The organism is Deinococcus alpinitundrae, assembly GCF_009982895.1.
Classification (GTDB): Bacteria; Deinococcota; Deinococci; order Deinococcales; family Deinococcaceae; genus Deinococcus; species Deinococcus alpinitundrae.
The window spans coordinates 1-12,642 of the sequence record NZ_WXZL01000027.1 but is presented as its reverse complement, the minus strand read 5'-3'; the positions used below and the strand labels follow the sequence as shown (position 1 = coordinate 12,642).

Annotated in this window: 11 protein-coding genes and 4 pseudogenes; 7 read left to right on the top strand and 8 right to left on the bottom strand. The window is 60.1% G+C overall.

Translation table 11 applies throughout. The features are described from left to right. Window positions 1–17 precede the first annotated feature (17 nt). Entirely contained in the window at window positions 18–476 is a 459-nt protein-coding gene (locus GUI70_RS18500; RefSeq protein ID WP_237725027.1) for a response regulator, read from the bottom strand. Between the two features lie 1,033 nt (window positions 477–1,509). Continuing rightward, a protein-coding gene (locus GUI70_RS18495) for an IS630 family transposase (RefSeq protein WP_161883794.1) occupies window positions 1,510–2,519 on the bottom strand; the annotation gives its coding sequence in 2 pieces (ribosomal slippage) (window positions 1,510–2,033 and window positions 2,033–2,519; 1,011 coding nt in all). 157 nt (window positions 2,520–2,676) lie between these two features. Between GUI70_RS18495 and GUI70_RS18490 the strand changes: the two genes are divergently transcribed. After that, window positions 2,677–3,555: an AraC family transcriptional regulator gene (locus GUI70_RS18490; protein ID WP_161883793.1), complete on the top strand. Its 879-nt coding sequence runs from the start codon at window positions 2,677–2,679 to the stop codon at window positions 3,553–3,555. A 111-nt stretch (window positions 3,556–3,666) separates the two neighbouring features. Next, window positions 3,667–4,917: an MFS transporter gene (locus GUI70_RS18485; RefSeq protein ID WP_161883792.1), complete on the top strand. Its 1,251-nt coding sequence runs from the start codon at window positions 3,667–3,669 to the stop codon at window positions 4,915–4,917. Between the two features lie 24 nt (window positions 4,918–4,941). On the opposite strand, the gene GUI70_RS18480 is transcribed toward GUI70_RS18485, so the two are convergent. Continuing rightward, window positions 4,942–5,085: a hypothetical protein gene (locus GUI70_RS18480; protein WP_161883791.1), complete on the bottom strand. Its 144-nt coding sequence runs from the start codon at window positions 5,083–5,085 to the stop codon at window positions 4,942–4,944. A 367-nt stretch (window positions 5,086–5,452) separates the two neighbouring features. Next, window positions 5,453–5,590 (bottom strand): annotated as a pseudogene (locus tag GUI70_RS18475) (IS6 family transposase); the annotation flags it as partial. On the opposite strand from GUI70_RS18475, the gene GUI70_RS24510 reads away from it, so the two are divergent. Further along, window positions 5,570–5,767, top strand: a complete 198-nt coding sequence (locus tag GUI70_RS24510; RefSeq protein ID WP_161883790.1) for an HD-GYP domain-containing protein — start codon at window positions 5,570–5,572, stop codon at window positions 5,765–5,767. The pseudogene GUI70_RS18475 and the gene GUI70_RS24510 sit on opposite strands and share 21 nt — an antisense overlap. A gap of 408 nt (window positions 5,768–6,175) precedes the next feature. Here GUI70_RS24510 and GUI70_RS18465 read toward each other — a convergent pair whose 3' ends face one another. Continuing rightward, a complete protein-coding gene (locus tag GUI70_RS18465; protein ID WP_161883789.1) occupies window positions 6,176–6,541 on the bottom strand; it encodes a hypothetical protein in 366 nt (121 codons plus the stop codon). 423 nt (window positions 6,542–6,964) lie between these two features. Between GUI70_RS18465 and GUI70_RS18460 the strand changes: the two genes are divergently transcribed. Next, the gene (locus GUI70_RS18460) at window positions 6,965–7,249 is read left to right on the top strand and encodes an SH3 domain-containing protein (protein ID WP_161883788.1); all 285 of its coding nucleotides are present in this window, start codon (window positions 6,965–6,967) and stop codon (window positions 7,247–7,249) included. On the opposite strand, the gene GUI70_RS18455 is transcribed toward GUI70_RS18460, so the two are convergent. Continuing rightward, on the bottom strand, window positions 7,246–7,908 hold the full coding sequence (locus GUI70_RS18455; protein WP_368733638.1) for an SGNH/GDSL hydrolase family protein: 663 nt from the start codon (window positions 7,906–7,908) through the stop codon (window positions 7,246–7,248). The two genes, GUI70_RS18460 and GUI70_RS18455, sit on opposite strands and share 4 nt — an antisense overlap. A gap of 311 nt (window positions 7,909–8,219) precedes the next feature. Between GUI70_RS18455 and GUI70_RS25065 the strand changes: the two are divergent. From GUI70_RS25065 to GUI70_RS18440, 3 genes and pseudogenes are all read left to right on the top strand, one after another. After that, window positions 8,220–8,426: pseudogene (locus GUI70_RS25065) on the top strand (DUF3761 domain-containing protein); the annotation flags it as partial. Between the two features lie 642 nt (window positions 8,427–9,068). After that, on the top strand, window positions 9,069–9,329 hold the full coding sequence (locus tag GUI70_RS18445; RefSeq protein WP_161883786.1) for a hypothetical protein: 261 nt from the start codon (window positions 9,069–9,071) through the stop codon (window positions 9,327–9,329). 1,123 nt (window positions 9,330–10,452) lie between these two features. Beyond that, window positions 10,453–11,160: pseudogene (locus GUI70_RS18440) on the top strand (IS6 family transposase). Window positions 11,161–11,410: 250 nt separating this feature from the next. Here the strand turns inward: GUI70_RS18440 and GUI70_RS18435 are convergent. Together GUI70_RS18435 and GUI70_RS18430 are read right to left on the bottom strand one after the other, a co-directional pair. Next, on the bottom strand, window positions 11,411–12,178 hold the full coding sequence (locus tag GUI70_RS18435; protein WP_161883785.1) for an IS701 family transposase: 768 nt from the start codon (window positions 12,176–12,178) through the stop codon (window positions 11,411–11,413). A 134-nt stretch (window positions 12,179–12,312) separates the two neighbouring features. Beyond that, a pseudogene (locus GUI70_RS18430) lies at window positions 12,313–12,642 on the bottom strand (secretion protein HlyD); the annotation flags it as partial.

Here is a 12,642-nt window from a genome sequence, read left to right as displayed (position 1 = left end):
TCCCATCGGCTAGAGAATCAACTCTGGTCGCCCACCCGCCGCATTCTTGTCCAAAAACCTATGAATGTTTCTACCTGTTCGATCAATCCTGCGAAGCTGTCCGCTTTGACGATGTAAGAACTCGCAAAGAGGGAGTACGCCTGCGTCACATCCTGTGCCTGAGCGGATGCGGTCAACATCACGACAGGGATAAAGCTCAGCTTCTCGTCTGCTTTCAAGAGCCTAAGGACGTCAAAGCCGTTCATCATAGGCATGTTGAGGTCGAGCAAGATGACATCCGGGAGGACAGCGCTTGGTTGCTGCATCGCTTCGATGGCACTCGCTCCGCTCTGATATCCGGTAACCACCCCATGCGTTCCAAAAGCGGCAAAACCATCTCCTACCAGCAGGAGGTCGGCGGGATCGTCGTCAATCAACATCAACCGCAGTGGCCTGTTTTCGTTCTTGCCTCCCGAGTGTTCAGGGGTTGTTCGCATGCTTCGTTTTGTACACCACGCCTCAGGCTCTACCTGTTCCCGACGCTACCGATAGCCTTAACGAAGTGAGATGACTCTAAAGGTGCTTCGGTGTTACATCGCATATCGGAGTGCCCGTGAAGGGATACATGTCCCTGAGTCATATTTGCCGCTTAGCAGAACCGGCTGATTAGGATCTACAACAAAACTTATTACGGCGAAAACTTGGCCCCTCACGAATCCAAGCTCGTTATTCTGTACCCATGTCTACTCGAAATGAGGCTAAGCGGGCGCTGCAACGTCTGGAGGATGATTCAGGCGCCCTAACGTATGAATTGGCCTCGGCGCGCCGAGCTGGCCTTCCTCGCGCGCGCATTGAGGATCTAGAGCACAAATTGGCGGCGGCTCGACAAGCGGCCGACGCCGCCGCTGAGCCGGGCGGAATCGAACACGCTGAACGCCAGGAAGAAGTTCGAGAGAAGGAAAGGGAACGGACGACCGACCGCCAGGCGCGACGATAAGTGAAGGCATGAGGTACATCAACCGGAGCCGGCAGTGGCACAAAACGTTCGACTGGCCAACCACCTATACGCGACGTCATGAAAGAGGGGAAATACACAGAAGCAGGGCGTCTTAAGAGAGACGCCCTGCTTCTGTACTGCGGTAATGCGATTACTGACATACAGCGGTTTCTGCGGTACTAAAATACAACGGTTACTGCAATTGCGCCTGTCCGTCTAGCTCGTTCAGGTTCGAGCTCACTTCTAACTTCAGCTCAACGTCTTGGTAAAGTCCAGCAGCGGCGCTAGCTTCCACTGGCACAAACTTTAAGGCCACTTTCCCCGCACGTCAAGACACCCTATCCCCACTGCTGTACTCAGTTCAAGATTTGGTGCCCCGAAGGGATTCGGTTGCACGGCCAGGTCAGCGTGCCCTTGGCGTTCGGGACGGTCCAGGAGATGACCAGCAGTCCGCTGCTGGGGCTGAATGCTCGGCAGGTGCGGACCATGCGGAGTTTGTACGGTTGTGTTGCCTTATTGATGTCGGCTGAAGTTCAAGATGGGAGATAGCTGTGCAGGAGGCGAGCAGGGAGTCGGACATACCGAACGCGCTGCCACCCAACCCGGAGGCGTGCCTTCAGTTCCTCCAAGGTGCGGGCACAGAAGTTCCCCAGGATGTTCCGCTTGATGTACGCCCACACGAGCTCGATGGGATTGAGCTCTGGAGCATACGGTGGGAGGTACTGCAGGGACAACCGGGATTCACCCGCGACGAAGGCCGTGACGGCCTTCGTCTTGTGAATGCCGGCATTGTCCAGCACTAATACGACCTCTCCTGGGACGTGCGTCAACACGTGCTGCAGGAAGCGAATGACATCGGGGCCTTTGAAGGCCCCGTGCTGGGTCTGTTGGAAAAACTGGCCAGCAGTGCTCACCGCACCGATGGTTGAGATCTTATCCCAGCTCGCTTTCCCGAAGACCACGGGGGTCTGGCCGCGCAGTGCCCAGGTCTGCTTCACCGTGCCTTTGAGACTGAAGCCCACTTCATCCAGGAACACCAGGGTCGCACCGGCAGCTCCTTTTTTTTGATCTCGGGAAGGGTGGTCTGAATCCAGGTTGCCACAGCTTCCGGGTTCTGTTCCAGGGCGCGTTTGTCGGGCTTCTGACGGGAGAAGCCCAGCTGGTGCAGGATGCTGCGGACGTGATCGCGGTGATGCCAGATATCGAAGTGACGACCGATGACGTCTCTGACCCGCAAGGTGCTCCAACTGGCATCAGGAAAGCCGTGGACCTGCGCGCCTTCGCACAGGAGACGCTTGAGCGTCTCCCGCTGTTCCCCGCAGAGCGCCGGTGCTCTGCCTGTAGTCACCGTGGCCTGCAGCGCGTCTGAACCCTGGTGCCGCAGGCGATGTTTCCAGGTGCTGATGGTACTCGCCTTGACGCCTAGGAACTCAGCAAGTTCCTGGGTACTGTGCGCTTGAGTCTCGAGGAGCTCGAGGAAGTGCAGCCGACGTTCTTCAAGTTGAGTTCGTGTCAGGTGCGAGGGTAGCCAACGGTCAGTCATCTCTCCAACCTACGATCTCCAACTTCAGCTGAGATCAATAAACCTCAGGCCACCTGCGATACTGACGCTCTTCAGGTGCTGAGGAAACAACAACTTGCCACAACCGGCCGGTTCAGACGCCATAGCTGTTCAAGCTGCACCTATGGCACAGTGAAGTGTGCCGCACCAACTGATTGAGCCCCCGCCCGCTTTAAGGCCACTGGTGCAGGCCTACATGATGCTGGACGAGTACCACGTTGGGGCTGAGGCGCACATCTTCATGCCGGAACAACTGGCGCACCTTACCTTCTCCTCTGGCCGGAGGTGGTCGATAGGCGAGGGTGGCCTGCTCACACCGGTGCCGCAAGCCACTCTGGAAGGCCTAGTTACCACGAGCTCACACCTGATCTCGGAAGGTGTGACGCGGACACTACGCGCTGAGCTATACCCCTGGGCTGCCCGGCAGTTGTTTGGCTGGAGCTATCCAGCCGCAGCGTTGGATCTGTTGGGCGGCGCGGCGGGGTCGGGGGCAGCACAAACGGCACACGAAATTACAGCCGCCTTGACGACCTGCGACGACGAAACAGCGCTGGGGTTACTCAATGACTGGCTACTGGCGCTCGCCTCCGGTGAGCAACGGGCGGGCGGAGCGGGCCGCGAGTGGACGGCGGGCGCAGGTGTCCGGGCTGCAATTGAACTGTACCACCGTGGCGGCCAGCGGCGGTTGACCGAACTGGCCGGCAGTCTGGACGTGAGTCTACGGACATTAGAGCGTCAGTTTTTGCACGAAGTGGGGATCAGCGCCAAGACCCTCGCGCGCCTCATCCGCTTCGAGACGGCCCATAATCTCCTGGCCAGCGCCCCAGGGACGCCGCTCGCCGCCCTCGCCTATGATCTGGGTTTTGCTGATCAGGCGCACCTGACCCATGAGTTCCGCATCCTGGGCGGCGTTACTCCCGGCAGTTTCATCAGGATGATCGAGACACGGCACCAGGAGGTCCAGTGGCTCGACTTCCGGCATGACAACCCCCGCCTCCTGCTGCCCCAGTTGCCTTAAGAAGGCAGGAGCTGAACAGATTTGGCTCGGCTGTACTCTCATTTAACTGGACGAGACCGTCTGTCGTTTTTCTACAAGCCTTCAGCCGGGTACAGCGTTTACCTTGGCTGCATGACCGTAGAACCCTCCCTCAACCTGTCAGCCCCGAGCCGTCCCCCCATCCTGTTCCTGATGTTCACCGCTTTTCTGTTCTCGATGGGCATCTCCCTGGTATTCCCAGTCCTGCCGTTCATCGTGGCGAAGTATGTCGCGGGCGTCCAGCATCAAGCCATCGTGATCGGTTGGCTCGGCGCCATCTACGCGCTGCTGACCTTCTTCTTTTCACCGGTGCTGGGAGCGCTCAGCGATGCCTATGGACGCCGCCCCGTGCTGATGCTCACGCTCGCCGGGTCGGCCATCGGCTACCTGATGTTCGGCCTGGGAGGCAGCCTCGTCATGCTCTTTCTGGGACGCAGCATTGATGGGCTTACTGCAGGCGGGCTGAGTGCGCTTTTCGGCTATGTGGCCGATACCACCCCAGAAGAGGACCGCGGCAAGGTCTTCGGGCAGATTGGGGCGGCCATCGGCGCAGGGTTCATCATCGGCCCGGCTATTGGGGGGCTGCTCTCGCACCTGGGGCTGAGCGCACCCTTCTACGCCGCTGCTGCCGTCAGTGTGCTCAACTTGCTGTGGGGCTTCTTCATTCTGCCTGAAAGCCTGCCCGCGTCGCGGCGCAGCAAACACTTTGACGCTGCCCACCTCAACCCGCTCACTCAGCTTCGGGGCGTATGGTCTTACCCGCCGGTGCGGCGACTAATCACGGTCAGCATGCTGTTCGTCTTGCCGTTCTCACTGATGCAGGTCATCATCTCGCTGCTGGGTCGTGACGCGCTCGGATGGGGGCCGACGCAGGTCAGCACGCTGTTCATCGCGGTGGGCCTGTGCGACATCGTGGGGCAGGGCCTGCTGCTTCCGTCCCTGCTGAGTCGATGGGGTGAACACGGCGTCACGCGTCTGGGACTCAGCATGGGCGTGGTCGGCCTGTCGCTGATCGCACTGGTGCCGCTCTTGCACTTTGCGCCGCTGCTGTACTTGGGTGTGGTGATGTTCTCGCTGGGCGAGGGTGTCTTCAACGCGTCTCTCGCCGCCCTGCTTTCCAATGCGGCCCCTGCGGGAGTGCAAGGGCAGGTGCAGGGCGGAACCAAGGGTTTCCAGTCGCTGGCACAGGTGGCCGGTCCGTTGGCCGGTGGTACGCTCTACGGGCAAATTGGTGGCACCCTCACCTTCACCGCAGGCGCGGTGGTCGTTGCGGTGGCCCTGGCAGCCCTTACCAGTATCCACATTCCCAGGAGCGACGGACCACAGATGGACACTTCAGGCTGAAAAACCGGGCCTGGTAACTGTAACTTATTGATCCCGTGCTGCTTGCTTACCGGAAGCGAGGGCGAGCAGCCAGGTCTCCAGCAGGCCCACTGCTGTTTCGTCGTCGTGGGTAATCAGCGCTGCCTGAGCTCGCCGCCTCGCGGCCAGCAGCGCCGGCCAGGAGGTCAAGCGCCGGGTTAAGGGGGCGCCAGCCGAACAGCTGCCGCACAGCCCAGAGATACAAGTTCCACCCGGAGCGCTCGCACTGGCTCCTCGGAATAGAGTTGCCTGGGTGCAGTGAGCAGTCCGTTCAGGGTGACCTGCGGCATGAGGGTGTGCAGACCACCCTCGCCTACCACCCACGAACGACCAGAGGAAAAGGTCAGATGCGCAAGCTGCTTTCGTAGGGAGGCATGATGTCCCACCTGCGGCTGGTCCTCATCCAGCAGCCAGTAGACCTGGACCAGCAACCTCAGAGCTGGTGAGGGTAAGATCAGGCGGGGTTCTGGCAACTTAACATTGAGCAGGGCAAATCTAGCCAGTGGCAGTCTGAAATTCAGACCGCCGCATCAACGGCGTGTTGCCAGGCCAGGTGAGCCTTGGACTGGTTCCTTCTTCGATTGCGCGCGGTGACAGTGGTTCGGGTGTGCTGGTGGAGGTTCGAAACGCGGGCATGCAGGGCCAGAAGTTCTTGCGCCACGAACGCTGGGATGGGCAGGGTTATCCGGACGGATTGGCGAGAGAACAGGTTCCGGTATTGGCGTGGCTCTTCGCGGTTGTAGATGTATACGATGCGCTGGTGAGTCAGCGGCCATACAAGGCAGCCTGGCCACCCGCATCGGCCCGCGCAGCTGCCGCCTGTACGCACTGACGCAGGCAGGCCTGGACCAGTGCCAGGTTGTCCAGAAACCCCTAGCCGCTCCCGGCCAGGTTTGCCGCCTCTGCGGCCGCGCCGGAAGTCACTGGACCGGCTGCCTGCTGTTCGAGGGAACATGATGACCACTGAAGAACAACGCGAGATGTTGAGAGCATTCAACCAAGTCGCCGATCGGTTTATGGTCCCTGATAACGCTCGACCGGGTGAGTGGAAGTGCCGGTTGTGTGCAGGGGAAACGATGGTCGATGGCCCTGTGATCCACACGCCGGAGCGCGCTCTTACGGTGCTCTACCAAGCGCTGGAGGCTCCCCATGACTAACCCCTTCCGAATTGCCTAGCTCCTGCTCAGCAAACCACCTTCCTTTTTCTCAGGGAAGGTGGTTCATTTGCTAAAGCTGCGAGCTATGCCAGATCGGTGAGGGCACCTTCAGGGGTACTGATAAAAAGCTCTCTCCAGGTGTTGACGATGACGTACAGCCCAGCGAGCGCGCCACCACTAACGCGATAAGTGTCGGCGACTCCGTTCGACTTGATGAATGTGCGACTGGGGGCAAGTTGCTCGATTTCAACAGCCCGGTCATAAATCTTGAACCACCAGGCATTGATACCTGTCCAGGAAAGCTCGACCTTCTGCCCAAGCTCCGGCAGATCGAAAAGATAATAGTGACGGCCATTGTCGACGTTGGTTTCCAGGAACTTCTGCTTCTCAGGGTGGCGGCCAGCTTCGAGGACGAGCGCGGCAAGTTCATTTCCAGTTTGGTCAGGCATGACTCACCTTAATACCTCCCAAGGAAATAGGCCGTGAGGGGAGGCGAGGTCGGTCACTCGCCGAGGGCTGTCCGGGCCTGCGGCCCAGGTGGCTTAGGCCACTCGCCGGATGCGCCGCGCCGGGCTGCTGAGTAACCTGCGCTCAGTCCCCGGCGTGGGATCACCTGCATGACCTGCTGGTGCCCCTCACGAGCTGAGAACGGCCCACGCCCTGCCCAGGCGAGTCGCTTCCTGGCCAAGAGATCTCCTCCTCTTTTCTTTTTGAGGAGGAGATCTTTCATTCTGGTTTGGCGTTCCTGAGTTGCTCGACGAGCTGCGCCTTGCCCTCTTCGCTCAGGAGCGGTCGGAGCAGGTGTTCGAGCACATGGTGCTTTTGCAGCCCGCGCCAGCCCTGACCCGTTCCGGTGAACCTAGCGCGTCGCCTTGGAAAAACTACTTATACTCCGTGAGTTTCGCCCGCCCCTGCCGCCGCTCCAGCCGAAGAAGGTGCTGACGGTCATCCCCAAAAACACCCTGGTAAACGTCAGGACCTGCACTGCCTGGTGCCCGGTCACTTACGGCGGCAAGAAGGGCTACGTCTCAAAGACGATCCTGGCGCTGAAGGCGACGTCCTCCCCTGCCCTTGCGCTTACCACCAGCGGCACCTCTACCAATGTGGACGGCCAGCGGATCCAGCGCCCCGTCATGGCCGATGCACTGGGCGCTTAATTGCCCTTCATAGGCAGGAAGTCCCGTTCCAACTGCGCTGGGTACGTCTCATCTGAATCCTGCTCCGCTGTCCGGAGTGGTACGCCGTACGTCAGGCTGTCTCCCAGACAGACCACACCCCCGACGATCCCCGGCGGCATGGCTTGAAAGAAAGTCTGAGCCAGCAGCCGGTTGCCCGTGGCCGTCAGGTGCAATCCATCGGTGCTCATTTCCGGCGTCGGGCCGCCCGCCGCGTCGAGCGCCCGCGCGAAGTCCGCGACCGTCACCTGTCTTTCCCGGGCCACCGCGAGCAGTGCCCGGTTGTAGCGGTCGATCAGGTCATTCGGCTCCTCTGCCCCACTCGTCTGGTGCTGCGCCCTCAGGCGGGCCGTATCGACGTGCAACACCGTGGCCACGATAGGAACGATGCCGTGTGCGAGGGCCTGATCAATCATCCAGGCCATGTTCGCCGCGTAATCGCTCAACGCAACGAACGCACCCGGATTCAGGGCGTCATTGCCGCCAAAGTAGAGCAGCAGCACCGAGGGCCGAGCATCCAGGACGTCGCGTACGAAACGGGCGCGCCCGTCCGAGCTGTTCTGGCCTGGGATTCCAGCATTAACCACCCATTTACGCGCCAGGTGTGGTGGCGTCATCCGCGTTGCCCCACGCTCTGACACAACCCGACACAGAAGAAAGATGCGGCCTCGGCCAAGAAAGGCTCACTGAGCTTACGGTACCGGTCGGGCACAGCGTCGATCATCTTTACAGTGACCACTGGGGACAAAGAGGTTGTGAAAACCATTGGTGGGCGTTTGAAAACATGAAATGCGTCGGTCATGGACTCAGGGTAAGATGCCGACCTCACCGGGTTCTTGTAGAAACACGACATGCTTTCATCTGAGAAAGCGTCTGCCGCTCTCCCCATTTTGCAGCTGTCTGGGTATTTGGTGCCACATCCAACGTTCCGTCATGGCCGACGCTCGCCCAGTGCCGCGATGGCAGCGACAGCTTCAGCACCCACCGGCGCGGCACCTGCTCACACCACGGCGGCGTAGCGAACTGGTACTCAGGAAGCGCAAGCCCAGGCTCTCCCGTGTCTGCACTATCCCTGCATCCAAAGGCTCAAAGGCGATGCTGTCTCGCCTGCTTTTGCCGACCCTTCTCCTGTCCTGTGGCAGAGCGTTGCGTTCACTGAGGCGTCTGGATAGACACTGCAGGGCCATGCTCTACGGACGAAATCCATCCCGCTCACGCCTGATCAAGGACTGATCACTTGGTGGAGTCATATGTATTTTGTTACTCAATACTTTGACAATCTGCGCCGATACTAGAGGTAGGCGAGGTAAAATCTCCTGGCCCTTTACCAGAAAGGAGGAAATCGTGTGCAATCATCCACCAAAATGCGCTCCCCGACCGCGCACCTGGCGGGTACGAGTGCGCTGGGAGGATGGCTTCCACACCTCGTTTGAATATCGTGGCGAACTCTGGATCGGTAAAGTCAGTCAGGCCGTCCACCGTCTCGCGGAAGAGGCAACCATACGTCGACGGGAAGCGAATCCCACGCTGCCAGAGCACTTGCCGTACCAGGTCGTGTCGTACACCTTGATTCCCCAAACTTCCTGCAGCTGACGACCTCAAGTGATCTGGGAAGAGGATTGCTCAACGGCGAGGGCTACCAGGGTAGCGGTGCCCTCAAGGACTCACTGAGCAGCCCGTACTCACCTTGCTGCTCGTGCCCGATGGTCCTTACTTTCGAACGTCCCGAGCAGGGCAAGCGGGTGACGGATGATTCTCTTTGATGGGAGGGGGCGTGAAGAGCGCCAAGGAGGCAAGCAGCATGATCCTGACTGAAGGGACCCTTCAGGCCATCCTGGACCTGCAAGAACAGTTGCTCATCGTGGGCGACCCTGTCGTCAAGGTCGAACAAGAAGGTTATTTCAACGAGGTGACCTTGACGGTTCAAATGCCGCTGCCTTTGTTCCGCCTCAACAAAAACCTCGATCTGGTGTACCAGACACTAGAGGACACCAGCACCAAGACCTACACGATCCACGTCGAGATCACGCCATACGAGCCGCTCGGCTGGGAAGAAGCGTGAGCGCATGCTGGCGGTCTGGAATGCTTAATTAATAGTTGCTGAAAGCCCATTGTCAGTCCATGCATGGGACCTTGAGGGCATGAAAAACCAGTTGGGTCACCTTCTTGAAACGGTCTGCCGCTGCTCGGCAACCCGGCAATGAGTGCATCCATGACGAGAAAAGGGATGACGCTGAATAAACAGATCAAGCCGCGAAAGAAGAGCCAGTTTCCCACGTGCGGGCAGCCTGGGCGCTGTATGCGGCGCTGGCCCGCGTGCTGCTCGAAGACGCCGCGCTGTAAAGCAAGAAAAACGCGGCGAAGAGTCGCGAAGGTTGAAGGCTCTTTTTCCGCGTCTGACCTGGCCTTGAGTCTGTCTGGGTGCGGGCTTTCCCTTTTTTCGTAACTTTCGCCCACCGGCACTCGCCCTTCGGCGAAGGGCGAGTGCCTGCACGGGGGAGCTTCCTCACGTCTACAGGGCCGCCCAGACGGGATATTTAGAGATTCTCTGCCCCGCTTAAGTGTTCCGTTGCTGCGAAAGGATGCAGTTTGCATGGGGTTCCGGCGGACGGCGCGGTGTGGCCAACGTGGAAAGGGTCAGAAAGCCTGGAAAAAATCGGAACGTTTGAGGCTCTTTTCACTCCCTTGACCTGGCTTAGATCATGTCTGGGCGCAGCTTTCCTATTTTTTCCAACCGCTTACTGAATCCTGCGCCCCGGCTCCGACGAAGGAAGATGCTGGAATGCGGCCCACTGGCCCCACGTCTGCCAGGCTTCGAAGCTGTGCGGATGGGCCAATTCTTGCCGTTGTGGCCCTGCGCTGACTTTCCCTTTAAGTGTTCCGCTGCTGCGGAAACACCCAACTGTCATGGGGTTCCGGCGGGCAGCTAGGCTCAGGCCATAAGCCGAGGACCGGGGCGGATGCAGCGCGTCATTCTGGACGTGCTGAGCGTTGCGGCGCTCGATACCTTCACTCTGTCCCTGCCCGCCGGGACCAGCAGCGAAAGTACCCGCCGGGCGCTGCGGTCCCTGCGGCGGGCGGGCCGCGTGACCTGGCTGGGCTTCGCTGGCCGAGGTGGGGAAAGTGGTGTTTACCGGAAGACGCGGCACTGTACGACGTGTGACCGACACCGTTTTCCGCTCAGCATCATTCAGCATGCCCTCTGGCTTTACCACCGGTTTCCCCTCAGTGAGCGCGATGTCCAGGAATTGCTGCACCAACGCGGCATTGAGGTCAGCCATGAAACCCTCCGTCAGTGGAACATCAAGTTCGCGCCGCTCCTCACGTAGGAATTGCGCCACCGGGAACCCCGACGGGGTTCCCGGTGGTTCCTGGATGAGATGTGCGTCGAGATCGGTGGCAGGAAATACTGGTTGTGGAGGGCCGTCGATGAAACCGGCGCGGTGCTGGATATCCTTTTGCAGCCTCACCGGGATACGGACGCAGCCAAGACCTTTTTCGAAAGGCTGTTGGTGAATTACGACGTTCCAGACGTCATTTACACTGACAAGCTGTGGAGTTACGGGGCGGCTATTCGAGCTCTTCCTGTGCTCCACGGCGTGGAGCAGCTCCAGGTGATCTCTTCTGCGCGCTGCAATAACCTGATTGAACAGCGGGCAGGCCCCATACGGGTGCCGTTCTGCCCTAGACAATCGCATCGCCCGACCCGGGAACAGGAGCGAAGTCAGCCAGGCTTCAAGAAGCCAAGACGGGCACAAGAATTTCTGGCCCTGCATGCCCGCGTTTCGAACCTTCACCAGCACACCCGAACCACTGTCACTGCGCGCAATCGAAGAAGGAATCAGTCCAAGGCTCATCTGGCCTGGCAGCACGCCGTTAGTGCGCCGATCTGAAGTTCAGACCGCCGCTGGGGAGAGTTGGCCTGCTCGTGGTTAAGTTGCCAGAACCTGTTGGATCTTGCTGGCTGCCAGGAGCACGCCCGGCTCTGCCAAGGCCTTGACCTCTGTCATCAAGTGTTCGAATCCTGAGGAGTCTTGACCTAGGCGGTGTCGTTCCCGGGTCAGATACAACTGTGCCAGCAGTTCATTGGCACGGTCCTTTTCTTTTCGACCACGGATGCCAGGGACGGGAGGCGCTGGCCCTTCATTTGGGCCGGCCTTTCTGGCCGGCCTGTCGTTCAGGGGCAGGCTCGTAGCGTGCAGCATCCAGGCGGAGTCTGATGATCACGGTGATTGGACGGCCCTGCTGGAGGGCGTGGAGCCAGGTGATGACCGAGTACGCGCTGTCCGCGACCACGATCAACGCTCTTGCGGGACACCAACGCTGCACCACACGCAGCATCTGCCGGGCCCAGTCCGTCAAGGTCTTGTGTGGGTGGTTGCGTTCTTCGTTGTCGCGCTGTGACGGCACGAGTGCCGTCAAGAACGGACACGCCCAGATGCGATTGGCCCAGGGGATGGGCGTCAGCAGCATCAGGCTCAGCCAGCGCAGACCGCCGGCCTTCACAACGTGTCCATGGCTGGACCGCACCGGGTCGCGGTAGATGCCTCGGGCGCTGACCTTTTTGCCGGTTCGTCGTTCAATCGTGTCGTCCAGGCCGAGAACCAACGGCCCAAAGGGAACGAAGGCGACGAGGAGCAGGCCAAGGAGCACCCGACTGGCTTGCAGACTCGACCAGCGCGCCCGACTCAACAGGCGGTGAAACCTCCCGAACCTCGGATCGTCCGCCAACCCGAGCACCCGTAACGCCGCTGTCACTGTCCGTTTTCCAGGAGAGAGCAGCGCCCCGACGACCAGGAGTTGGACCCGCGGCCAGATGCGCGCCGAAAACAGTGGAGCAAATCCTTCCAACACTCCAGTAAACCATTTTGGGAGCAGTGTCATGCTCAAGTCTGACAGGGGAAGCAGCATGCTGCTCCCCCTGTCAATGGCCAAAGTCCAGCTGAGCCATTGAGAGTCAAGGGTAAAATTGCAGAATCATGCCTTTTCCCGAAGTCGCCGACGATGGTCTCCAGCGTGTCCCGGGATTGATTTGCCTTCCCCGCTCACGGTCCACCCGGGGGGCCGCCGAAGCCGCCCGGAGCACCCTGGCCCCCGCCGAACGCCGCATCGGTGCTCACGCTCGCGCCGTCGATGAGTCCGGCGGGCGGCTGGGTGATGACCTGTGACCCCGCCTTCAGCCCGCTGACCACGGCGGTGTCACCCGTCTGGCCGATCACCGTTACGTTCTGAATTTTGGCCTTGCCGCCCGTAACCACATACACCGAGGTCGTGGCGTTGTCGATTTGCAGGGCGGTGGTGGGCACCAGCGTGCCCTTGCCCACCGTGGAGATGTACTGCACCGTGCCCACTGCGCCGAGCGGGGGCAACTTCTC